At 56.6% G+C, this 23713-nt stretch carries 16 protein-coding genes; 10 read left to right on the top strand and 6 right to left on the bottom strand.

Annotated elements, in window-relative coordinates:
- Window positions 1-258: 258 nt before the first annotated feature.
- The gene (gene ompX / locus SK58_RS16970) at window positions 259-777 is read left to right on the top strand and encodes an outer membrane protein OmpX (RefSeq protein WP_003858450.1); all 519 of its coding nucleotides are present in this window, start codon (window positions 259-261) and stop codon (window positions 775-777) included.
- 114 nt (window positions 778-891) lie between these two features.
- On the opposite strand, the gene SK58_RS16965 is transcribed toward ompX, so the two are convergent.
- Window positions 892-2475, bottom strand: coding sequence for a phosphoethanolamine transferase (locus tag SK58_RS16965; protein WP_032653046.1), 1584 nt, complete (start codon window positions 2473-2475; stop codon window positions 892-894).
- A 269-nt stretch (window positions 2476-2744) separates the two neighbouring features.
- A complete protein-coding gene (gene mntS, locus SK58_RS16960) occupies window positions 2745-2873 on the bottom strand; it encodes a manganase accumulation protein MntS (RefSeq protein ID WP_017384915.1) in 129 nt (42 codons plus the stop codon).
- 183 nt (window positions 2874-3056) lie between these two features.
- Between mntS and mntR the strand changes: the two genes are divergently transcribed.
- The 7 genes from mntR to iroN all read left to right on the top strand — a co-directional run bounded on the left by mntR (window position 3057) and on the right by iroN (window position 12587).
- On the top strand, window positions 3057-3530 hold the full coding sequence (gene mntR / locus SK58_RS16955) for a manganese-binding transcriptional regulator MntR (protein WP_015571059.1): 474 nt from the start codon (window positions 3057-3059) through the stop codon (window positions 3528-3530).
- Window positions 3527-4636 carry an anion transporter gene (locus tag SK58_RS16950; protein ID WP_048220255.1) on the top strand — a complete coding sequence of 370 codons (1110 nt, stop codon included), beginning with the start codon at window positions 3527-3529 and terminating at the stop codon, window positions 4634-4636. The genes mntR and SK58_RS16950 overlap by 4 nt, the downstream gene beginning before the upstream one ends.
- Before the next feature lie 101 nt (window positions 4637-4737).
- Window positions 4738-5832: an HlyD family secretion protein gene (locus SK58_RS16945; protein ID WP_015571057.1), complete on the top strand. Its 1095-nt coding sequence runs from the start codon at window positions 4738-4740 to the stop codon at window positions 5830-5832.
- Complete coding sequence (locus tag SK58_RS16940; RefSeq protein WP_015571056.1) at window positions 5829-7400, top strand: DHA2 family efflux MFS transporter permease subunit; 1572 nt, start codon at window positions 5829-5831, stop codon at window positions 7398-7400. The genes SK58_RS16945 and SK58_RS16940 overlap by 4 nt, the downstream gene beginning before the upstream one ends.
- Window positions 7400-8923, top strand: a complete 1524-nt coding sequence (locus SK58_RS16935) for an efflux transporter outer membrane subunit (RefSeq protein WP_047718762.1) — start codon at window positions 7400-7402, stop codon at window positions 8921-8923. Before SK58_RS16940 ends, SK58_RS16935 begins: the two co-directional genes overlap by 1 nt.
- A 102-nt stretch (window positions 8924-9025) precedes the next feature.
- Window positions 9026-10066 (top strand): aldo/keto reductase, encoded by a 1041-nt coding sequence (locus tag SK58_RS16930; RefSeq protein ID WP_048220254.1) that lies wholly within the window; start codon window positions 9026-9028, stop codon window positions 10064-10066.
- Window positions 10067-10412: 346 nt separating this feature from the next.
- A complete protein-coding gene (gene iroN, locus SK58_RS16925) occupies window positions 10413-12587 on the top strand; it encodes a siderophore salmochelin receptor IroN (protein ID WP_026080738.1) in 2175 nt (724 codons plus the stop codon).
- A 44-nt stretch (window positions 12588-12631) separates the two neighbouring features.
- Here iroN and SK58_RS16920 read toward each other — a convergent pair whose 3' ends face one another.
- From SK58_RS16920 to iroB, 4 genes are all read right to left on the bottom strand, one after another.
- On the bottom strand, window positions 12632-13588 hold the full coding sequence (locus SK58_RS16920) for an alpha/beta hydrolase (RefSeq protein ID WP_048220253.1): 957 nt from the start codon (window positions 13586-13588) through the stop codon (window positions 12632-12634).
- Window positions 13589-13671: 83 nt separating this feature from the next.
- On the bottom strand, window positions 13672-14901 hold the full coding sequence (locus SK58_RS16915) for an esterase family protein (protein WP_048220252.1): 1230 nt from the start codon (window positions 14899-14901) through the stop codon (window positions 13672-13674).
- A gap of 101 nt (window positions 14902-15002) precedes the next feature.
- The gene (gene iroC, locus SK58_RS16910) at window positions 15003-18662 is read right to left on the bottom strand and encodes a salmochelin/enterobactin export ABC transporter IroC (RefSeq protein ID WP_048220251.1); all 3660 of its coding nucleotides are present in this window, start codon (window positions 18660-18662) and stop codon (window positions 15003-15005) included.
- A gap of 140 nt (window positions 18663-18802) precedes the next feature.
- Window positions 18803-19918, bottom strand: a complete 1116-nt coding sequence (gene iroB / locus SK58_RS16905; RefSeq protein WP_017384908.1) for a salmochelin biosynthesis C-glycosyltransferase IroB — start codon at window positions 19916-19918, stop codon at window positions 18803-18805.
- A 670-nt stretch (window positions 19919-20588) separates the two neighbouring features.
- On the opposite strand from iroB, the gene SK58_RS16900 reads away from it, so the two are divergent.
- Together SK58_RS16900 and SK58_RS16895 are read left to right on the top strand one after the other, a co-directional pair.
- The gene (locus tag SK58_RS16900) at window positions 20589-21776 is read left to right on the top strand and encodes a macrolide efflux RND transporter periplasmic adaptor subunit EtsA (RefSeq protein WP_023303343.1); all 1188 of its coding nucleotides are present in this window, start codon (window positions 20589-20591) and stop codon (window positions 21774-21776) included.
- Window positions 21773-23713 carry a MacB family efflux pump subunit gene (locus SK58_RS16895; RefSeq protein ID WP_048220250.1) on the top strand — a complete coding sequence of 647 codons (1941 nt, stop codon included), beginning with the start codon at window positions 21773-21775 and terminating at the stop codon, window positions 23711-23713. The genes SK58_RS16900 and SK58_RS16895 overlap by 4 nt, the downstream gene beginning before the upstream one ends.

Here is a 23713-nt window from a genome sequence, read left to right as displayed (position 1 = left end):
AAATCCGTAAAATGAGAAAACGTTGATGATTTTATCGCCTGAAAGATTAGGAATAATCTGGATGAACTAAATGGCGATGACGCGCACTATTAGCATTTACAGGTGAAAATCTGGAGTTATTTGAACGAGATAGCTGGTGCTGGAAATGTTCTGTTACAGGAAAGGTCGCATTAGACATCGTGAATGACAAAGAGTTTCACAGAATTTTTTGATATATTTAAAACTTACGGACTTACTTGAAGCACATTTGAGGTGGTTATGAAAAAAATTGCATGTCTTTCAGCACTGGCAGCTGTTCTGGCTGTTTCCGCAGGTACCGCTGTAGCGGCAACTTCTACTGTAACCGGTGGTTACGCTCAGAGCGATATGCAGGGCGTGATGAACAAAACCAACGGTTTCAACCTGAAGTACCGTTACGAGCAAGACAACAACCCGCTGGGTGTGATCGGTTCTTTCACTTACACCGAGAAAGATCGTACTGAAAATGGCTCTTACAATAAAGGTCAGTACTACGGCATCACCGCGGGTCCTGCTTACCGCCTGAATGACTGGGCAAGCATCTACGGTGTTGTAGGTGTTGGCTACGGTAAATTCCAGCAGACCGAAAACCAGGGTCTGAACCGTACTGCAAGCAACAGCGACTATGGTTTCTCCTATGGCGCAGGTATGCAGTTCAACCCAATCGAAAACGTTGCTCTGGACTTCTCCTATGAGCAGAGCCGTATCCGCAACGTTGACGTTGGCACCTGGATCGCGGGCGTAGGTTACCGCTTCTAATCACTTCGGTGAGCCAGTAAAAAATCCGCCCAATGTGGCGGATTTTTTTTGTTTGTACCCTCTCCCCGTGGGAGAGGGCCGGTGAGGGCATCAGCCCGCACGAAACGGCAGAAATTACTTACTCTTAATATCGAAAATATCCGTCCCAAGATGGTTATAGTCGACTTTCTGTAACTTAAAGTTGGTAATGTAAACTGGCGGGCCCTTCTTCCCGGAGATAAACGGGTAATCATTTTTTATCTCTTTCGCCTTAATCCCCGTCCATTGTGAGAAGAATTTCAGGAAATCGTTCGCGGAACGGCGCGCTTTGATGATGCGATGCGTTTTGTCATCACTCGACAGCACCATAAACGGTACCTGGAAGTTTTGCTGGAACTTGTCATCGTGTGCCAGATACTGCACCTGTTTACCGCGCTCCTTAAATGCCAGACCGTGGTCAGAGAAATAGACCATCGAGAAGCTGTCGCCGCTGTTGCGCAGCTGTGCGTACAGCTTGCTGAGCAGATCGTCGGTTTGCGTCATGGTGTAGAGATAACACGAGGTCTCTTTGGATTGCACAAACTCCGCATATTTTCCCCCGGTACGATCGCATGCCTGCGGGTGTGACCCCATCAGGTGCAGGACAATCAGCTGCGGCTGGGTGCGCTGAGTAGCAAAGACCTGCGCCGTCATTTTTAGCAACGCTTCATCTTTTGTGTTTTTATCGGCTTCGAAATCACCGCTTTTCAGGAACTGTACCTCGTCGGCACGCTTCGCGATGCTGGCGATGGCGGTATCATACTCGCCGATCTGTCCCTGGTTAGAGAACCACCATGTCTGAAAACCTGCCCGGTTGGCCAGGGTGACAAAATTATCCTGAAACTGCGGTTTTCCATCCACCACGCGGTTGAGCGTCAGACCGAGTGATTTCTGCGTCGAGCCGCTGGCCGCCACGTAGTCGGTAAACAGCGTACCGTTAACGGAGCTGGCAAACGGCGTGTTATCCCAGTGACCGCCAAACGCGCCGAGCGCATCGCGACGCGCGCTTTCACCGATCACCACCACGTAAGTGTGATACTTCGGTTTCACCGCCAGCACGTTCCAGGTATCTTTCATGGTGGAAAGCTCGGCCATACGCGCCTGCTCGTCGAGCACTTCCTCGTTATTCACCACCACGTCTTTGACGAAGCGAAACACCGGATACCCGGTATCTTTAAGCTTAAACACGCCGCCCCAGGCCAGATTTTGTACCGGTGCAACAAAAAACGTCACCACGCTAAAGGCCAGGCACAGGCTTTCAATTTTACCCCATGCCTTTTTCCCGACGGGCTTACGACGAACCGCAATCACGCCGAGGGCAAAAATGAAAAGGCCAACCACGTAGTTGTACCACGGAAAGATCGTCAGGATCTCTGTGGACTCTTCCATATTGGTGGAGTGGAGCGCCAGCAGAGTATTAAAGTTCGGCGCGCCATAGGCCTGGCCAAACGGGAAATAGGCGGCAGCAATCAGAGAACAGATCCCGATAAGCACTTTCTGCACGCGCGGTGCGCTTCGCCAGAGCAGGTGAAGAATACAGGTGAATCCGACGGCATAAAGCAGGCTAAAGGGGTAGCCAAGAGCAAAGTTAATCAACAGCGATTGCAAAAAATAGAATCCCGTCCACGGGCTTAAGGCCCGGCTGCGGGTAACAAGTGTATCAATCAGGGTTACGTTCATAGATCACTATCACGAAAACGCCATGTGCTCACCCTGGCGTCAAGGGTCAAAGCCTGCCGGACAGTGCGTGGAAAGGGAATGAGAGGTCCGCTTCAGCGAGCCGCAAATTGTGCAGGGCTGCAAGAAGATAGTGCGAGCGTGAATTAAGGTCAACAGTTGCTAAACAGATGTTTTGCGAAGGGGGCTGCAAATCCGCAAAAATAATCGGGAACAGGCCAGTTTACAACGTAAGTGTGACGGGAAAATGAAGCGGCGTACCGCGACGCCGCTTAGTGGGAAGAATTGTCGTCCTGCTGCGGTTTGGCGTTAAACATATCGCACAGCATGTTCAACAGCATCAGGCGCACTTTAAAAGGAGAGTGGGTAAACACGTTCATACACCTCTTGAATTCATTCATAAGACCTCCTGATTCATGATCCCTTCGATCCGTGAAGGGTGACTGCATTACATACAGATATAGCACAGGCTATATTGTATAGCTATGGCTAATTCGTTAATTTTTTGTGCTTGTAGAGCTATGGTTTACAATGTGCGCTCCGTTACAGGGCGCTGGAAGCGTCAACCCCATTGAGGAAGCACAATGAACCGTCGCGCAGGTAAGCCAACAACAAAAAAAACGACGCAACTGGTGAACGTTGAAGAGCATGTGGAAGGCTTCCGCCAGGTGCGTGAGGCGCACCGCCGGGAGCTGATTGATGATTATGTCGAACTGATCTCTGATCTGATCCGTGAGGTTGGAGAAGCGCGCCAGGTGGATATGGCCGCACGCCTGGGGGTGTCGCAGCCAACCGTTGCCAAAATGTTAAAACGTCTGGCGTCGGTCGGGCTGATCGAAATGATCCCCTGGCGCGGGGTGTTTCTCACCGCTGAGGGCGAGAAGCTGGCGCAGGAGAGCCGCGAGCGACACCAGATCGTCGAGAATTTTTTACTGGTGCTGGGCGTCAGCCCGGAAATTGCCCGTCGGGATGCCGAAGGTATGGAACACCACGTCAGTGAAGAGACGCTGTTGAAGTTCCGCGAGTTTACGCTCAAATACGGTCCCTCCGCTGAATGAACATCCCCGGCTTGCAGGCCCTGAAACGCGATCGCTTTTTCCATCTTTTACTGATCACTGGCGTTGGGCTCAGCGTCTTTGTGCCCTTCACGCCGCACACCTGGCCGGCGGCCATAGACTGGCGCACCATTATTACTCTGAGCGGTTTGATGATGCTCACCAAAGGCGTGGAGCTGAGCGGCTATTTTGACGTGCTGGGGCGCAAAATGGTGCGCCGCTTCGCCACCGAGCGCAAGCTGGCCCTGTTTATGGTCTTTTCGGCGGCGCTGTTGTCGACGTTTCTCACTAATGACGTGGCGCTTTTTATCGTGGCGCCGCTTACGCTCACGCTGCGTAAGCTGTGCGAAATACCGGTTACCCGTCTGATTATCTTTGAAGCGCTGGCCGTCAATGCGGGCTCGCTGCTCACGCCTATCGGTAACCCGCAGAACATTCTGCTGTGGGGACGCTCCGGCCTGTCGTTTACCGCGTTTACCGGGCAGATGGCGCCGCTGGCGCTGGCGATCGTGGCGTCGCTGCTGGCGGTGGGCTGGTTTGCTTTCCCGAATAAATCGTTGCAGTACCACAGCGGTACAACCGGCCCCCAGTGGCAGCCGCGTCTCGTCTGGAGCTGCCTGGGGCTGTATATCGTTTTCCTTATCGCGCTGGAGTTAAACCAGGCGCTGGCGGGCGCGCTGCTGGTGGCGTGCGGCTTCCTGTTCCTCGCCCGGCGGGTGCTGGTGGGCGTTGACTGGACGCTGCTGCTGGTGTTTATGGCGATGTTTATTGACGTCCATCTGCTGATCCAGCTTCCGGTATTGCAGAACGTTCTCCATAGCGTCAGCGGTCTGTCGAAGCCGGGATTATGGCTGACGGCGATTGGTCTCTCGCAGGTGATCAGTAACGTGCCGTCCACCATTTTGCTGCTTAACTATGTTCCCCCAACGGTACTGCTGGCGTGGGCGGTCAACGTCGGCGGCTTTGGGCTGCTGCCTGGCTCGCTGGCTAACCTCATCGCCCTGCGGATGGCCAACGATCGCCGCATCTGGTGGCGCTTCCATTTATGGTCAATCCCGATGCTGCTCTGGTCAGCGGCGGTCGGTTTCGGACTATTCCTTCTCATATAGTGCGCAATTTGTCAGTTTTTCCTGGCAAATGTATAGCAACGTCCTAGCTTTAGTGAACGGCATAGTGTGATGCCGCTCACTGACAGGACCGTTGCTGAACTATGGCAGAAGATCAAAACCCACCTGCTGACGAGCAGGATCAAAACAATAACGAGCGCAAGCGCCCGGGGAAAAAACCGTTAATTATCCTTGGCATCGTGGTCATCGTGATGGTGATTGTGGCGCTGGTCTGGTGGTTTTTAACCCGTAACGAAGAGACCACCGACGACGCCTTCACCGACGGCGACGTAGTGACCATTGCCCCAAAAACGGCAGGCTACGTTACCGAACTTCGCGTGCGGGATAACCAGCGCGTGAAGAAAGGGGATGTGCTGGTGGTGATCGATCCGCGTGATACCACCGCCCAGCGCGATCAGGCCCAGGCCCAGCTTGGGCTGGCGGTTGCGCAGTTGCATCAGGCGCAGGCGCAGCTGGCGCTCTCGAAGGTGCAATATCCCGCTCAGCGCGATGAAGCCAAAGCCCAGGTACTGAAAGCCCAGGCGGATATGGCCAATGCGCAGGCGGAGTACCGCCGTCAGCGCGGCGTTGACCCGCGCGCGACCACGCAACAAAGTATCGATGCCGCGAACGCTCAACTGCGGAGTGCCCAGGCGGGTCTGGCCAGCGCGCAGGCGCAGCTGGAAGTGGCGGAGCAGGTTCAGCTGCAAATCCGCCAGCAGGAGACCAACGTCGAAGCCCGCGAACGGCAGGTCGATCAGGCCAGAGCGCAGCTGGAAACCGCCAACCTGAACCTCTCTTATACCGAAGTCCGCGCCCCGTTCGACGGTTTTGTCACCAAACGCAACGTCCAGCCCGGTACGCTGGTGCAGGCAGGTACGGCGCTGTTCTCGCTGGTTTCCCCGAACGTGTGGGTGGTGGCGAACTTCAAGGAGTCGCAGCTTGAGCGCATGAAGCCGGGCGACAAAGTGACCGTGTCCGTCGATGCCTGGCCGGATATGGAGCTGGAAGGCCATATCGACAGCATCCAGCAGGGCAGCGGCTCGCGCTTCTCCGCCTTCCCGTCGGAAAACGCCACCGGTAACTTTGTGAAGATCGTTCAGCGCGTGCCGGTGAAAATCGTCATTGATAAAGGGCTGGATCCGAATAAGCCGCTGCCGCTGGGGCTGTCGGTTGAACCGAAGGTCACCGTGGAATGACGGATCACAGCCACGATAACTGGAAGCCCGCCAGTAACCCGTGGGCGGTGGCGATTGTGGTCACCCTGGCGGTGTTTATGGAAATTCTGGACACCACCATCGTCAACGTGGCGCTGCCCCACGTCGCGGGGTCGCTCTCGGCCAGCTATGACGAATCCACCTGGGTGCTCACCAGCTACCTGGTGGCGAACGGCATCGTGCTGCCTATCTCGGCCTTTCTGAGCCGTCTGTTTGGCCGCAAGCAGTTCTTTCTGATCTGCATTGTGATGTTCACCATCTGCTCGTTCCTGTGCGGCATCGCCACCGAGCTATGGCAAATCATCCTGTTCCGCGTGATGCAGGGGTTCTTTGGCGGCGGATTGCAGCCTACCCAGCAGTCGGTGCTACTCGACTACTTCAAGCCGGAGGACAGGGGCAAAGCCTTTGGCCTTTCATCCATTGCCATTATCGTCGCGCCGGTACTCGGTCCCACGCTGGGGGGCTGGATCACCGATAACTACTCCTGGCGCTGGGTGTTCTTTATCAATATCCCGGTAGGGATTGTGACGGTGCTGGCCATCTATCAGCTGCTGGAAGATCCGCCGTGGGAGAAAAAGTCGGAAGAGAAGCTCACCGTCGACTGGACGGGGATCGGCCTGATCGCCCTCGGTCTTGGCTGTTTGCAGGTGATGCTCGACCGGGGCGAAGATGATGACTGGTTCTATTCGAACTTTATCCGCACCTTCGCAGTACTGACGCTGGTCGGCATTATCGGCGCGATCTACTGGCTGATGTATGCCAGAAAGCCGGTGGTGGATCTGCACTGTATGAAGGACCGCAACTTTGCGATCTCCAGCCTGCTGATGGCGGGGATGGCGATGATCCTGTACGGCAGTTCGGTGGTTATTCCGCAGCTGGCGCAGCAGGATTTGGGCTATACCGCCACCTGGTCCGGGCTGGTGCTCTCGCCCGGCGCGGTGCTGATTGTGCTGACCATCCCGCTGGTGCTGAAGCTGATGCCGGTGGTGCAGACGCGCTGGATCATCGCCTTCGGCTTTACCTGCCTGGCGGTGTCGTTCTTCTGGTCCCGCACGCTGACGCCGGATATCGACTTCGAAACGCTGGTGCTGTTCCGCAGCGCGCAGTCGATAGGGCTGGGGTTCCTGTTTGTGCCGCTGACCACCATCGCCTTTATCTCGATCCCGAGGCGGCTCAATGCCGACGCGGCGGCGCTGTTTACCATGTTCCGCAACGTGGCCGGCTCGATTGGGATTTCGCTCTCGACGGCGGCGATCACCGAGCGCTCGCAGGCGCACAGCGCGCATCTGGCTTACCACGCTTCGCCGTTTAACGAGCAGTTCCAGCTGGCGATTCGCGAAAGCGCCCAGGCGATCCAGAACTTCACCACTCAGGTGGGCGATCCGACCGGCATTGCCACCGGGCGGATGTACCAGACGATGATCGAGCAGTCGCGCTTTCTGGCCTACATCGACGTATTCACCATTCTGAGCGCGGTGGCCCTATTACTGATTCCGTTTTGTTTGTTGCTCTCGCCGGTTAAGAGCGAGGGGAGTGCAGGAGCACACTGATGATACACAGACGTTTACACCCCCTGATGATAATGATGCTGCTGGTGGGCTGCGCCGTCGGGCCGGACTACCAACAGCCAGCACCGCCCGCCACCACGCACTGGAACGATAAGGGCGACAGCGCGGTGAAATCGCAAACTTCCTCCGCGGCCACTAACCCGCGCTGGTGGAAAACCTTCGGCTCGCCGCAGCTCGACAGCCTGATTGAACGCGCCATCGCCGGGAATCTGACGCTACAGCAAACGGTATTACGCATTGCCGGCGCGCGCGAACAGATTAACCAGGCCGGTGGGGCGTTTTTCCCGTCGGTGAATGGCAATGTGCAGGCGACGCGCCAGCAGCTTGGGCTGGAAGGGGAGCTGAAATCCCACGGCGTGTATGACCAGTTGAATAATGTCGATCCTGAACTGCGGGGCGCGTTAGGCCCGCTGACGCAGCCGATTAATCTCTATCAGGGCAGCTTCGACGCCCAGTGGGAAATCGACCTGTGGGGCAAGGTGCGCCGTCAGGTAGAAGTGGCCGAGGCGCAGCAGCGGGCGGCGATCGAACAGCGTAACGATGCGCTGGTCTCGCTGGAAGCCGAAGTGGCGCGGGCGTGGCTACAGCTGCGTGGGGCGCAGAGCATCATTGCCACGCTTAATACGCAAATTGAAAGCGCACAGCAGACGCTGGATCTGACCGAAAGCCGCCAGCGGGGCGGGCTGTCGCCGCAGATGGACGTGGAGAACGCCCGGGCGCAGCTGGGCAATCTTGAAGCGCAGCTGCCGCAGTATCAGGCGCAGGAACGCCAGGCGATGAACGGGCTGGCGATCCTGCTCGGCAAACCGCCGGGCGCGCTGGATGCCGAACTGCAATCCGTGCAGCCGATGCCTGCCCTGCCGGATATTGTGCAGACCGGTATTCCGTCGACGCTGGCCCGCCGTCGCCCGGACGTGCGCGAAGCCGAGGCGAATCTCCATGCCGCCACGGCGCAGATTGGCGTCTCGGTGGCAGAACTGTTCCCGAGCTTTACCCTCTCCGGACAGTTTGGCCTGCGCAACAGTGAATCTAACTGGCTGACCGACTGGAGCAGCCACTTCTACAGCTTTGGCCCGCAGGTTTCCATACCGATTTTCCAGGGCGGTCGGCTGGTCTCCAGCGTCAAGGTGGCGCGCGCGCAGCAGGGGGCGGCAGTGCTGGACTATCGCCAGACGGTACTGACGGCGCTCGGCGACGTTGAAAACGCGCTGGTGAGCTATCGCACCGACCAGCAGCGTGAAGCGGGCCTGGCGAAAACCATCGACGCGCTGCAAAACGCCTTTGATCTCGCCAGCGACAGCTACCGGCAGGGGATCGCCAGCTTTATTGACGTGCTGGACGCCCAGCGTCAGCTCGCTCAGGCCGAACAGCAGCGGGCGCAGGCGCAGGTGCAGAGCGCGCTTGATCTGGTGGCGCTCTACAAAGCCCTCGGCGGCGGCTGGGAGCCGTATCAGCAGGTGCGGCTGCCAGACTACAGCGTCTTTGGCGACGCCCCACGCGGATAGATTCAGAGGATTGGGCAAGAAACGGACAGGAACGCCACATTCGCGATGGCTGGGGGGCGGGTATAACTAACAGACACCCAATCGACATGCGAGGAAAGCGTTATGCGTTATCAAAAACTGGGCAATACCGGACTGTTTGTTTCTGAACTCTGCCTCGGCACCATGACCTTCGGCGGTGAAGGCGGCATGTGGGGCAAAATTGGTCAGCTTCAGCAAAGCGACGCCGAGCAGCTGGTGGGCCGCGCGCTGGACGCCGGGATCAATTTTATCGACACGGCAGATGTCTACTCGGAAGGGCGTTCAGAGGAGATCACCGGGCAGGCGCTGAAGAACCTGAAAATTCCGCGCGAAAACGTGGTCGTTGCCACCAAGGTGTTCGGTGAAACCGGCACAGCGGGGGTGAACTCGCGCGGTAGCTCGCGCTATCACATCATCAGCGGCGTGAAGGAGAGCCTGCGTCGCTTGCAGCTGGATCATATCGATCTCTATCAGCTACACGGTTTCGACCCCGCGACCCCCATCGAGGAGACGCTTTACGCGCTGGATAATCTTGTGCAGCACGGTCACGTACGCTATATCGGCGTCTCGAACTGGGCGGCATGGCAGATTGCCAAAGCGCTCGGCATCTCTGAGCGTCTGGGGCTGGCGCGTTTTGCCTCATTGCAGGCGTACTACACCATCGCCGGGCGCGACCTTGAGCGCGAACTGGTGCCGATGATGCAGAGCGAAGGCGTCGGGTTGATGGTATGGAGCCCGCTGGCGGGTGGTCTGCTGAGCGGAAAATACGATCGCGACGGGCAGAGCGCGGCCGGTAGTCGTCGCCTGGCGTTCGACTTCCCGCCAGTGAATAAAGATCGCGCCTTCGACTGCGTGGACGTGATGCGTACCATCGCCGAAAGTAAAGGCGTTTCCGTGGCGCAAATCGCGCTGGCGTGGCTGCTGCACCAGAAAGTGGTGACCAGCGTCATTATTGGTGCGAAACGGGTCGATCAGTTGGATGACAACATTGCCGCAACCGGCATTCAGCTGAGCGATGATGAGCTGAAACAGCTGGATGCGGTCAGCGCGCTGCCGCGCGAGTATCCTGGCTGGATGCTGGAGCGCCAGGGCGAGTACCGTCGCAATCAGTTAGCGCAACAATAACCTTTCTTTCCCCGGTGGCGCTTGCGCTTACCGGGGCTGCGTTCCCTTGTAATGACATATTAACGTTATGTCACTACACGAAATACCAATGGGCTGTTCTCTTCTTCCGCTGTTTCAGTATGCCAGCTTTACGAACGCACAGGGTGGTACCCGGGAAGAATCACTCCGGGCCAATGCGTGCGTTTCATTAATGCGCGCATCCGTGTATTAAGGATTGCCTTAATCCTCTCCAAATGATATTAATTATCATTCTTATTATAAAAATAATGGCAGTTTAAAATATCTGGCAAGGATGTGAGCTTAACGATCGATCACTTTTACGTTAGGCATGTATTAGGGAATGGGTATGAGAATTATCAAGATCTTCTGGCCGCTCACTGCGCTCCTGGCAGGGTTGAACAGTCAGGTATCACTGGCAAAATCCTCCGATGATAACGACGAGACCCTGGTGGTGGAAGCCACCGCTGAGCAGGTACTCAAACAGCAGCCGGGCGTGTCGATTATTACCAGCGAAGATATTAAAAAGAACCCTCCGGTCAACGATCTCTCCGATATTATTCGCAAAATGCCCGGTGTCAATCTGACCGGCAACAGCGCCTCGGGTACACGTGGTAATAACCGCCAGATCGACATTCGCGGCATGGGGCCGGAGAACACCTTAATTTTAATTGATGGTGTGCCTGTGACGTCGCGCAACGCCGTGCGTTATAGCTGGCGTGGAGAGCGTGATACCCGCGGCGACACCAACTGGGTGCCACCGGAACAGGTTGAGCGTATTGAAGTGATCCGCGGCCCTGCGGCGGCACGCTACGGTTCGGGCGCAGCGGGCGGGGTGGTGAACATCATTACCAAACGCCCTACCAACGACTGGCACGGTTCGCTGTCGTTATACACCAACCAGCCGGAAAGCAGCGACGAAGGCGCTACGCGTCGCGCCAACTTCAGCCTTAGCGGGCCGCTGGCTGGCGATGCGCTGACCATGCGCCTGTACGGAAACCTGAATAAAACCGATGCCGACAGCTGGGATATTAACTCCTCGGCCGGTACGAAAAACGCGGCCGGGCATGAAGGGGTGCGCAACAAAGATATTAACGGCGTTGTCTCGTGGAAATTAAATCCGCAGCAAATTATCGATTTCGAAGCCGGATATAGCCGCCAGGGGAATATCTATGCGGGCGATACGCAAAACAGTTCTTCCAGTGCTGTCACTGAAAGCCTGGCGAAATCCGGCGAAGAGACGAACCGCCTGTACCGGCAGAATTATGGCGTTACACATAATGGTATCTGGGACTGGGGTCAAAGCCGTTTTGGTGTCTATTACGAGAAAACCAATAACACCCGCATGAATGAAGGATTATCCGGCGGCGGTGAAGGGCGTATTTCGGCGGATGAAAAGTTCACGACCAATCGCCTGAGCTCCTGGCGAACCAGCGGCGAGCTTAATATTCCGCTGAATGCGCTGGTCGATCAAACGCTGACCGTGGGTGCAGAGTGGAGCCGCGATGAGCTCGACGATCCTTCCTCTACCAGCCTGACCGTGGATGACAGTGATATCGGCGGCATTTCTGGCTCGGCTGCGGATCGCAGCAGTAAAAACCATTCCCAAATCAGTGCGCTGTATATTGAAGATAATATTGAGCCGGTTCCCGGCACGAATATCATTCCCGGCCTGCGCTTTGATTATCTCAACGAGTCCGGCGGTAACTTCAGCCCCAGCCTGAACCTCTCGCAGGAATTGGGCGATTACTTCAAAGTCAAAGCGGGGATTGCCCGAACCTTTAAAGCACCAAACCTGTATCAATCCAGCGAAGGTTATCTGCTCTACTCGAAAGGCAACGGTTGTCCAAAAGATATTACATCGGGCGGCTGCTACCTGATCGGTAATAAAGATCTCGATCCGGAAATTAGCATCAATAAAGAAATTGGGCTGGAGTTCGCCTGGGAAGATTACCATGCCAGCGTGACCTACTTCCGCAATGACTACCAGAATAAGATCGTGGCCGGCGATAATGTTATCGGGCAAACCGCTTCCGGCGCATATATTCTCCAGTGGCAGAACGGCGGGAAAGCGCTGGTGGACGGTATCGAAGCCAGCATGGCGTTCCCGCTGGTGAAAGATCGTCTGAACTGGAATACCAATGCCACCTGGATGATCACCTCGGAGCAAAAAGACACCGGTAATCCGCTGTCGATCATCCCGAAATACACCATTAATAACTCGCTTGACTGGACCATCACCCAGGCGTTCTCTGCCAGCGTCAACTGGACGTTATACGGCAGACAAAAACCGCGTACTCATTCGGAAACTCGTAGTGAAGATACTGGCGGTCTGTCAGGTAAAGAGCTGGGCGCTTATTCGCTGGTGGGGACGAACTTCAATTACGATATTAATAAAAATCTGCGTCTTAACGTTGGTGTCAGCAATATCTTAGATAAACAGATCTACCGATCTTCCGAAGGGGCGAATACCTATAACGAGCCTGGCCGGGCTTATTATGCCGGTGTTACCGCGTCATTTTGATCGTAGTGTTACAGGTGTACTGCCCGCGTCAAGGCGGGCAGTGTTTAGCGGCTTAATGAATGACAGCCTGCTGTGTTACCTGCGTTCTCACCACTGATATCTAACAGCGCTCCGCGGAAGGAGGCGTTGAACATCGGCCCGTGTCCCAGGTTTGGGAAATCCCAAAAGGCGGCATTGACGCCTTTATCTTCCAGCGTGGCGAGGGTGGCATGAATTTTCGTCAGCACTCCGGCAGCATGCGTTTCCCGGTTATCGCCCGGCGTCGCCGAACCTTCCATTATCATCAGGCGCCTGGCGCAGTATTGCGACGGCTCAACCGCCGTGATGCGGCTCAGTAGCGCATCATGGCCTCTGCCCAACGACGGGCTGGCGCTGTAATACGTCCGGAAATAAGGGGAAGACAGCCATGCATCCAGCACGAACAGGCCGCCGTAGGAGTGCCCCCACAGGCCGCGACGCTGCCGATCGATATTCAATCCCTGTTCCACCTTTGGCGCTATACGCGTTTCCAGTAACTGGCGAAAGTCGTTGCTACCCCCACTCTTACGGTTAAAACGCCCGTTGCGGGTATCCGTTTTGCCGGTTTCTGCTGCTGGCGTATAGTCGTAGGCCCTGCCGTTGAGATCGAAGGGGAGGTTGGTCTGATACCCGACAGCCACAATCACCGGCGGTGATTTTTCTGCCAGCTGTTTGAGCAGGTCGTCGTTCAGGCGGTCCATAACTGCGTTGCCGTCGAGCATATATAAAATCGGGTAGCCCGACGCCGGTGCGGCTTTATTTGGCACGGCCGTCCATACCCGATAATGGCGGCTGCCATCGGCGGAGTCGAACGAGTTGACGCTGAAATGGTAAAACGCAGAGCCTTTATCGGCGATATTCGGCCCCAGTGGCTGCATATCCGGCTTTGCGAAAGCGTGCGCATTCCAGATAAGGGTGAGACCAGAAAGAAGAGTGACAAGCGCCTTGCGTGAGCGTGTTGGGCGATACTCGCGGGCATACATCTGATGTTTATTCCTTTTCCGCAGGTGACATTTTCTTTATTCAGGAAGCCTGTACAGTTGCCTGAAAGTGTTCGCGGGTCAAGTCAACCCTGGAGTAAACCAAGCCCGTCAATCAGTGCGCCGCGCCACCATGCGTAATCGTGACCCCCGGTGTACATTGCGCAATGGCTGTCGACGCCAGCGGTAAGCAACTGCTGATGCAGCCGCTGAACGTGGGGTACCGTCGAACCTTCCAGCGATCCCACGCACAGGCGGATGCGCACGCCCTGCGGCGGGGCAGAAAGCAGATGTTCGCTCACCCATGACGTATCGGTTTCGCTGAACACGTTTGGCCGGCTGGCACCCTCTGGCGTCCACCACATCGAAGGGGAGTGGCTGAGCGCCAGCCCGAACGTTTCCGGTGCGTAACGAGCGGCCATGAGCGCGCTGACCCCGCCGAGGCTCTGTCCGGCCAGCACGGTGCGCGAACGGTCTGCCCACCGCCGCTGCGGGTGTTCGGCGCGGATCGTCGGCAACAACTGGTCGGCGATATCCTTTATCAGCTCGCTGCGCCCGCCGAGTATCGCAGTTCGCTCGTGTTCATCGATATTGTCGATGCCAAGTACAGCCACAGGCACGATGCGTCCGTTGTTTATGGCGGCGTCAATTGCCGCGCATACGCCAAGGTGATCGAACCAGGTTTCACCATCGGGCAGTACCACCAGGCCGAGGGGCTGCGAAACATCAACGTCCGGCAGATAGAGCCGAACCCGGCGCGATTCCCCGGCGAGAGTGCGCGCCGAGGTAAGCAATTGCCCGCTGGGTGACCCGCCGCGCCATTCGGACTGGGCGGGGGCTTTATCAAGCGCCAGCACCGACTCCTGTGTGCTTCCCCGAACGTTGATCCCCGGCGTTTTGTTTAGCGGATCGGCGTGCCCGACGAGGGTAGCAAAGCGGCCTCCGGACTGTGCAATCGTCTCGGCCGGGGTGCCGGGGGGGATTTCCACCAGCGAATAGGAGCCGCAGTAGCTTGCGGGTAAACGCAGTGTCAGAGTCCAGATATCCGTCCCGGGAAGGGCGGTCATCATCCCTTTCGCCACGTGCTCTTTATCCGTCACCCGATTCAGACGCAGATAAACGCCCTGTAGAGGGTGCCTGGCGCGCCACAGAAATGTCACATCACGCTCGTCTTTCGCTCCGTCGACTGGCGTCACCAGCGGTACATTTAGCGACTCAGCGTCTCGCCAGAAGTCAGAAAGGTTAGCAATGTGGCCTGCTGCCAGCTGGCTGCGCAGCCTGGCGATAGCAGAGGGATGTTGTTGCATGTTCAGCATTCACTCTCTTTGAATATGAAGGGTGTCAGTATAAATAGCTAAAGCGGCTATTCCGGGAACAGCCGCTTTAGCGCGTGTTTTGTAATGTTTTACGTGCGCAATTACTCTTCCACGATTTCCCCCGTGATGTCGTGCTGGCGATGGGGAACAGAGCTGCCGACGCTGTCATGCCACAAGCGGGTGTAGAGGCCGCCGGCCGCTAACAGCTGTTCGTGGGTGCCGTATTCCGCAAGCTGCCCCTTATCGATAACGGCAATCAGATCGCAGCGCTGCGCGGTGGTCAGACGGTGCGCCACAATCAGCGCCAGGTGCTTCCCGGTGTGCGCGACGTCTGTTAACGATGACATCAATCGCTCTTCGGATGTGCGATCCAGGCGTGACGTGGCTTCATCGAGCAGCAGGATGTGAGCATTCGCCAGTTGTGCGCGGGCCAGCGCAATCAGCTGGCGCTGACCTGCGGACAGATCGGCACCGCCGTTATTCACCGGTGTGCGGAATCCCTGCGGCAGATTGCGCACCGTCTCATACAGCCCTGCCTGTTGAGAGGCAATCTCAATGTCGTCATTGGTACTGGATGGCCGTGAATAACGAATGTTTTCCGCGATATCACCACTAAACAACGCCACATCCTGATCGACCAGCCCAATCTGGCGACGGTAATCGGCAAGCGAGGCATCATCAATTATCCGATCGCCAATGCTGATCCTGCCGTGGGTGGGGGAATACAATCCGGCGATCAGCTTAATCAGCGTTGACTTACCCGCACCGCTGCGACCAACGACCGCGACGACTCTTCCCTCAGGGATTGTCAGGGTAAGTTTGTTCAGCGCGGGTTCAGGGCTGTCGGGATAACTGAACGTGACCTCATCAAGATGCAGCGCGCCGGTGGCGGGCGGTGCGGAAGAGGGCTCGATGTTCTCTGTGCCTTCGGTCGCCAGCAGTTCATTGATATGTTTGCCGCTGGCCGTCGCCTGCTGCCAGGCGTCGACAATTCCTGATAACTGCTGCACTGGCCCATAGAATTGCCCCAGCAGCAGGAAGAAAGCCGCCAGCACCCCGGCGGTCATTTCGCCTTCGGCGACCCGCGATGCACCCACCAGAAGAACGGCGGCATAGGAGGCCTCGGTGCAGAAGGTCAGGAACGGGAAATAGACGGCAAGGTATTTTTGCGCACGTACGCGGGTCGCACGGAACCGATCCGATAACGCGCGCAGCCGGGCGGCTTCCTGTTCCTGCTGGCCATGCGATTGCACAACGCGCAAGCCGGAGACTTTCTCCTGCAGGGTGCTGTTGACTTTGCCTATTTCCAGCCGCGCCTGCGCATAAGCAGGGGAGCTGAGGCGGCGATAAATCCAGGTTGCCAGTGCGACCACTGGCACCGCGCTTAATGCCGTCAGCGCCAGGAGCGGGTCGAGCCAGAACATGGCGGCGGCGATGGCGAACATTGTCACCAGGCTGGTGGCTGCACCGGCAAGGCCGTTTTGCAGAAAGCGGGCGAGAGAGTCCACATCTACGGTCATGCGGGTCAGACGCGAATCGACATGCTTTTCATGCCAGGGGAGACCAAGACGCAGCATATGGCCGAAGCTGCGCAAGCGCACCGTATGCTGGACTGACTCTGCCGCTCTGGCGGCGAAGACAGTCTGTAGTGAATAACAGCACCAGCTCACGGCCACCAGGCACAGGGCGAATAGGGCACAGAGGCCGATAGTCGACATATCGCCTGTGGCAACGCCGGAGTCAATGCCGCGCTGCAGCAGTATCAGTACCCCGACGCCTGCCGCCGAATCGAGGGCGATCAGCAGGGCGGCGATGACGAACATCCACGCCACGGGCTTCAGCAGCGACGTAACTTTGCGGCCTTTACCGGCCAGCGCCTGCTGTACTGCATTTTCCGGCACGCGCGTCATACGGGCGACAAAGCCTTTATCCCCCGTCTGCGCCGCATCGTCTTGTGCCGCTGGTACGGTCGGCCACAATCCGTTAGGCCCACTGTGGGAAGGCGCGAGGAAATCGCCGTCGCCGGTCATCAGCGCGCGGAACGCCGGACAGCGCGCTTCAAGTTCTGCCTGGGTTCCGGTGTCCACCACCCGGCCCTTATCCAGCACCACAATCCGGCTGGCTAACTGAAGCGTCGAACGGCGTCGGGCAATCACCAGCAGCATATGCTTTTCGTCAGCATAGCGACTCAGCGCGGTGTTGATCTCCGCTTCAGTACCGGCATCGACCGCCGAGGTGGTGTCATCGAGGATCAACACTTCCGGCGCGGTAATGAGCGCCCGTGCCAGCGCGATTCGCTGCCTCTGTCCGCCGGAAAGATTCGTACCGCGTTCGGTTAATTGGGTATCGAAACCTTTCGGCAGGGCGTTGATAAAATCGCTGGCTCCTGCTGCCCTCGCCGCGAGGCGAATGTCGTCCGCCGTTGCCTGAGGGTGCCCGTAGGCGATATTTTCCGCCACCGTACCGGCAAACAGAAAAGCATCCTCAAACACAACGCCTACCCGACGACGAAGCGCCTCCAGCCTGAGATCGCGGAGGTTCTGTCGGCCTGCGCTGGTGTTGAGCCATATCTCTCCGGCGCTGGGATCGTAAAAACGCGCCAGCAGCATCAGCAGCGTGGATTTCCCGGAACCCGATGCGCCCACTACCGCCACCGTTTCACCGGCGTGCAGGGAAAAGGAGACATCGCTGAGGATGCGTCTGCCGCCACGGTACTCGAAGCTCATATTCTCCAGTTGCAGCCCGATAACCTGACCGTTAACCGCCTCCGTCCCGTCTTCCATCTGCGAACGGGTGTCGATTAGAGCAAACACGCGCTCCACGGACGCCTGGGTGCGCTGGGCGATAACCAGAAACGATGCCAGTACACGGGTTGGCCCGGTCAGCATCGCGAGGAAGCTGGCAAACGCCACGAAGGTGCCGAGATCGATGCGCCCGTGCATAACCGACCAGCCGCCGTAGCACAGCAGGACGATTTGCCCGAGCACCGGTAGCGCCAGCATGGTGGCACCTGGCATCGCCTGCGAGATGGCCGCGCCGATGCGTACCCGCACCATCTGCCGCGACTGGCGATCCAGCCAGCGCGTTTCACGCAGCTCCGCCACGCAGGATTTTACCACTGAGATCTGCGCCAGCACCTCGCGCATATGTTCGGTGAGATTTGCCAGTCGGTCCGAGGCCAGCCCGGTTTGCGCAAAGACCCGGCGACGCGCGCGCAGCGCAGTGATAGCCAGGCATGTCAGTACGCACACGACGATGAGCGTCATGGCGGGTGACATCCACAGCATCACGGCAATGCCGGCAATGTAATAAGTGAACACCGCCAGCGGCACCGGGCACATCTGTAGCAGGGTATGCACCTGCTGCAGATCGCTGTTGGTCCGTGAAATCACCTGCCCGGTGCGCAGTGCGTCCTGGCCTGCGCCGTCAAGTTTTTGAATACTGTCGAATGCCCGTCCTCGCAGGGTGTGCTGCACCCAGAGCGAGAGCTCCCCGGCATAACCGCGGCGCACGTAGTTACCGATGAAATCAAAAAAGGCAATCAGCAATAGCCCGCAGGCCAGCCACGGCAGACGAGTCGGATTGCCCGCCAGCGCGTCGTTCACCGCTTGCCTTGTCAGCAACGGCGTCAGCGCGGCCAGCAGAATGGTCGAGACCGACGCTACCACTACGATGATGCTAAGTTTCTTACGTTCCCAGCACACGCGTGCCAGGCGAACTATCCAGGACCGCGCAGGAGTGGGAGAGTGAGTCGCAGGCATTAAGCCTCCTCCGTCTGTAAACAATAGGATCCAAGTCGGATCGCTGTGCAAAAAAAGCGCCAGCCCGATCCGGTCCCGCATTGTTACGGGCGTATCTCCTGGATGCGTGCTGGCGTATGATCGTCATGACGGCGTAGTGGCTACCCTTTCTGTACCCTCGCGATCAGGCTTTTCGCCACCTCGCTCGGACAGGGTTGCGCTGCCATTTCCGCCGCTACCTCTTCAGAGGCGTCGCGAAGCGCGCGATTGTCGAGGAAAGCATTGATCATGCTGCTCGACAGGCCGTCGTCGCCGGGGATGATCCCGCAGCCGCGTTCGACAACAGCGCGGGCATTTACCGGGCGATCGGCACCCTGGCCGAAGACGATCTGTGGAATACCGGCGTGCAGCGCCGTCAGGGTATTGCCCGCGCCACCATGATGAATGAAGCCATCTGCGCCGTTCAGGAAGGCTCCCATGGGTATCCAGTCGACCAGGCGAACATTTGAGGGCAGTGAGCGCAGATCCGACCGCGCATTGGCCGAAAGATGCAGGATGATCTCGGCATCGACTTCACTGGCGGAATCCATCACCCAGGCGATCAGGTCAAGGCCGTCGACCATCGGTTTGACGGTACCGAGACTCACCAGCAGACGTTTACGGTCGGGCGTCCTCTCCCACCACGGTTCCCACACCGCGCCGCCGTTGTACGGGACGTACTGCATGGGAATAATGGGTTCTCCGTCGTTTTCAAGAATGCTCATGCTCGGTGGTGTTACGTCGATCCAGGCCATATCGCGCGGTGCGGCCCCAACGCCGTGGCGATGATAGGCGTCCGCGAGCGAACGCGTTACGCCTTTGATATGCCAGGGCGTATGGCCGAAGCCGACGGTTTGCATTACGACCGGTATATCGTATTTGGCGGCAATCAGAGGCCCGATGACCCCGAGCGGCGGGTAGATGATGAGATCGGGCCGCCAGTGTCCGGCAAACTCCACCAGGTGGTCGGCCATCTCTTCGCTGAAGAATGAGAAGTTGCCCATTTTTGTGCCGATGTTGCTTTCTTTTCGCTGTGCCTCGCGGCGGCGATAGTCAGCTTCAGAATCAAAACCGGGTGCGGCGTCAAATACCACCAGCCCTGCTTCTGCCGCTTTTTGGGCGAATTTTCCTCCGCTGGCGATCAGCACTTCATGGCCGTTAACGCGAAACGCCTGTGCCAGAGACAGCACAGGATACAGCAGCCCATAGAGAGGCGGGCCTACAAACAAAATACGCATGAGAAAATCCCTCTCCGCTTGACGAACTAAATCAGGAAGTCGACGCAGTCATATGCCAGCAGCAGGACGTTAATTTTCGTTAAGCCTGCTTTGACAGACGCTGCGTCCTTTTTGAGTTTCATCAGCCTTACGAACGGTCCTGTCGCTGACTATTCCGTGACGTAGGCTGGTGAATCGGGAATTCCTTGTCCCGGCTTCCATTAACGCTTACGCGCCGTTGTCCTTTTGAACAGCCCAGGCGGCGTCGTGCTGCCACGCCGCGGTGTTCAGATGCATTTGTTGAGTGTGAGACCGTTCAACAAACCTGGAGAGGCTTGTTTCCTGATACCTCTGTATACCTTGCCAGATAAACCATCAGTGCAAATGCTAATGATAATAATTACTATTATCATATGTGAGTTGCAACTATAATTAAGCACTTAATGCACAATGAATCGATTATGGGAAAAATCGCAGGTGGGGCTCAGCAAAAGGGGACTCTGTGGATTTAGGCACAAAATCCCACGCTTGCGGCGGTTTACAGGCGGACCTGGTGATTCTGTGTAATTGATGGCGGGGGTCTACGATGACGCTACTTCACCAAATAGCGCGGGTTTACCTCCCGTAAATACTGGCGATGTTACTATGATGCCTGATTCACTGCTGTTTATCGTTATGGAAAACCTGCGTAATGTTAACAAAATTCCCTCCCCGACGCGTAATGACCTGTGCTGCGGCTCTGCTAATTATTTTTAGCATCGCCTTGTTCTTCTTCCTGAGAAGCCCCGAGGTTCCTGAGTATGTTACCGCTCCAGTACGCATCGGCGATATTGAAAACGCCGTACTTGCTACCGGTCGAATTGATGCGATTGAGCGGGTCAACGTTGGGGCACAGGTTTCTGGCCAGGTTAAGTCGCTGAAAGTGAAGTTAGGCGATCGTGTCACTAAAGGACAGCTCATCGCTGAAATTGATGACGTGCCGCAGCGGAATGATTTACGCAACGCAGAAGCTGCTCTCAACGTGGTAAAAGCGGACCTTCAGGCTAAGCAGGCGCAGTTGAAGCAAGCCTCATTGCGTTTTAAGCGCCAGCGCCAGATGTTAAATGAGGATGCCAGCTCGAGAGAAGATTTCGAAACGGCTGAAACCACGCTGGCCAGTACCCGCGCTGAGCTATCGGCACTGAATGCCAAACTCGTCCAGGCGCAAATTGATGTCGACAAGAAAAAGGTCGATTTGGGTTATACAAAAGTTGTTGCTCCCATGGACGGCATTGTTATTGCCGTTGTCACCCAACAGGGCCAAACGGTTAACTCCAGCCAAAGTGCGCCGACCATTATCAAACTCGCACGTCTGGACGTGATGACAATTAAAGCCCAGATCTCTGAGGCGGATATCACGCGAATTTCACCGGGACAGAAAGCCAGATTCACCATTTTCTCTGAGCCGGATAAGCATTATGACGCCACGTTACGTACCGTTGAACTGGCACCTGAGTCGGTTATGAAAGATGATAGCCTTGCCAGCAGTAGCTCAGCCTCAGGGTCAGGCACGTCAAATGCTTCGGTGTACTACAACGCGCTGCTGGATGTCCCCAATCCAGAAAATCGGCTGCGAATTGCCATGACAGCACAGGTGACCTTGCTGGCTGGAGAAGCTAAAAATACGTTACTGGTGCCGATTCAGGCTGTGCACAAGGTGAGTGGCAACAAACAGCAGGTGCAGATATTGACCAGTGATAACCGGCTGGAAACCCGTGAGGTCAAAACCGGCATTACTAACAGTGTGGATATCCAGATCCTGGACGGTGTAAAAGTCGGGGAACATGTTGTGTTATCGCAGCCGGGTGAAAAAGCGCCCGGGGAAGGGTTTGTATCTTGAGTAATATCATAGAACTCAAGGACATCAGCCGCACCTACAGGAACGGTGGACAGGATCTCACCGTGCTTAAAGGGATTGATTTGACTATCGCTGCTGGGGAGATGGTCGCGATCATCGGCGCCTCCGGTTCCGGTAAGTCAACCCTGATGAATATTATGGGCTGTCTCGATGTCCCTGATTGTGGCGATTACTTTATCAGCGGTCAAAATGCCGCCCAGCTTTCACCTGACGATCTGGCAAGGATCCGCCGTGAGCACATCGGTTTTATCTTCCAGCGTTATCATTTAATGCCCGACCTGAGCGCGTTAAGTAACGTTGAAATTCCGGCGATTTATGCCAACAGTGAGCGCGAAAAGCGCCGTCTGCGCGCGGCGACATTGCTTGGAAGACTCGGGCTGGAAGGTCGTGAACATCATAAGCCGGGAGAGCTTTCAGGCGGCCAGCAGCAGCGTGTGAGTATTGCCCGCTCGCTGATTAACGGCGGTGAAATCATTCTGGCGGATGAACCCACCGGCGCGCTGGATACGCAGTCCGGTCAGGAGGTACTGTCAATACTCAGTGAACTGAATCAGCGTGGCCATACCGTGGTTATGGTGACACATGATATGAAGGTAGCGCAGCATGCTAACCGTATTATTGAGCTGCGTGACGGTGAAATTATTTCTGATACCGGCAGTCGTGTTACCTCCGGGGTTGCCCTTAAACGACCTGACAGCGTTCAGCAAAGCTGGTGGCAAAGTATTGTTGACCGTACCCGTGAATCCCTGCACATGGCGTTAAAAGCGATGAATGCGCATCGCCTGCGCACGACGTTAACCATGACGGGCATTATTTTTGGTATCGCCGCGGTTGTTACGGTGGTGGCACTGGGAGAAGGCGCGAAACAGCGAACCCCTGATAATATCAAGGAGCTTGGAACCAACGTGGTGAGCATCTACCCGGGAAGGGATTTCTTTGACGACAGCACTGAAGCCATTCGTACACTGGTCCCGGCAGACGCCGAAGCATTAGCAAAGCAGGGGTTTGTTGACAGCGTCAGCCCCGAAGTTAACGCTTCCGACAACATTCGCTTTCTGGGTAAATCCGCTACCGCCACGATCAATGGCGTTGGGCGCGATCATTTTCGCGTAAACGGTATTGAACTGTTGCAGGGATCAACTTTCCAGGACGATCGAAATGCCTCGCAGGAAGTCATCATTGATGAAAACGCCCGCAAGGCGTTATTTGACGATGCGGGACTCAAGGCACTTGGGCAAATCGTTTTTCTGGGTTCCGTGCCTGCACGGGTTGTCGGCATCGCCAAAGGGAACAGCCGAAGCTATGCGCCTAATCGCATTAACGTCTGGATGCCTTACAGCACGGTGATGTATCGAATGACAGGAAAACCGGTGTTGACCAGCATCAGCGTAAGGCTTAAGGATGATGTTGCCAACGAGGCAGCGGTCAGCGCTATTTCTCAGCTTCTCACTCAACGCCACGGCGTGAAAGACTTCCAGCTTTATAATTTCGAGCAGATTCGACAATCAATCGAACGGACCTCAATGACCTTTAGCATCCTGATTCTGATGGTGGCCTGCATCTCGCTGATGATCGGCAGCATTGGGGTGATGAATATCATGCTAGTGTCGGTTACGGAACGGACCCATGAGATTGGCGTACGAATGGCGGTCGGTGCGCGTCAGGGCGATATCATGCAGCAGTTTATGATTGAGGCTGTGCTGGTATGTCTAATAGGCGGAGTGTTAGGTATTGCACTGTCGTATGCCGCCGGAGCGCTGTTCACCGCGCTGGCAGGGGGCATTTTCACCGCCATTTATTCGTGGCAGGCCGCTGCTGCCGCATTCTTCTGCTCAACTTTAATCGGCATGATCTTTGGTTATCTCCCTGCCCGCAAGGCAGCAAGGATGGATCCGGTCGTTTCACTGGCCAGCGAGTAA

Source organism: Enterobacter sp. BIDMC93, from assembly GCF_001037805.1.
Taxonomy (GTDB): Bacteria; Pseudomonadota; Gammaproteobacteria; order Enterobacterales; family Enterobacteriaceae; genus Enterobacter; species Enterobacter hormaechei_C.
Note: the sequence above shows the minus strand (reverse complement) of the source record. Positions and strands in the feature narration are given on the sequence as shown.

Coding starts and splice junctions, on each gene's coding strand:
- ompX (WP_003858450.1), top strand. CDS start 259: ATGAAAAAAATTGCATGTCTTTCAGCACTGGCAGCTGTTCTGGCTGTT.
- SK58_RS16965 (WP_032653046.1), bottom strand. CDS start 2,475: ATGAACGTAACCCTGATTGATACACTTGTTACCCGCAGCCGGGCCTTA.
- mntS (WP_017384915.1), bottom strand. CDS start 2,873: ATGAATGAATTCAAGAGGTGTATGAACGTGTTTACCCACTCTCCTTTT.
- mntR (WP_015571059.1), top strand. CDS start 3,057: ATGAACCGTCGCGCAGGTAAGCCAACAACAAAAAAAACGACGCAACTG.
- SK58_RS16950 (WP_048220255.1), top strand. CDS start 3,527: ATGAACATCCCCGGCTTGCAGGCCCTGAAACGCGATCGCTTTTTCCAT.
- SK58_RS16945 (WP_015571057.1), top strand. CDS start 4,738: ATGGCAGAAGATCAAAACCCACCTGCTGACGAGCAGGATCAAAACAAT.
- SK58_RS16940 (WP_015571056.1), top strand. CDS start 5,829: ATGACGGATCACAGCCACGATAACTGGAAGCCCGCCAGTAACCCGTGG.
- SK58_RS16935 (WP_047718762.1), top strand. CDS start 7,400: ATGATACACAGACGTTTACACCCCCTGATGATAATGATGCTGCTGGTG.
- SK58_RS16930 (WP_048220254.1), top strand. CDS start 9,026: ATGCGTTATCAAAAACTGGGCAATACCGGACTGTTTGTTTCTGAACTC.
- iroN (WP_026080738.1), top strand. CDS start 10,413: ATGAGAATTATCAAGATCTTCTGGCCGCTCACTGCGCTCCTGGCAGGG.
- SK58_RS16920 (WP_048220253.1), bottom strand. CDS start 13,588: ATGTATGCCCGCGAGTATCGCCCAACACGCTCACGCAAGGCGCTTGTC.
- SK58_RS16915 (WP_048220252.1), bottom strand. CDS start 14,901: ATGCTGAACATGCAACAACATCCCTCTGCTATCGCCAGGCTGCGCAGC.
- iroC (WP_048220251.1), bottom strand. CDS start 18,662: ATGCCTGCGACTCACTCTCCCACTCCTGCGCGGTCCTGGATAGTTCGC.
- iroB (WP_017384908.1), bottom strand. CDS start 19,918: ATGCGTATTTTGTTTGTAGGCCCGCCTCTCTATGGGCTGCTGTATCCT.
- SK58_RS16900 (WP_023303343.1), top strand. CDS start 20,589: ATGTTAACAAAATTCCCTCCCCGACGCGTAATGACCTGTGCTGCGGCT.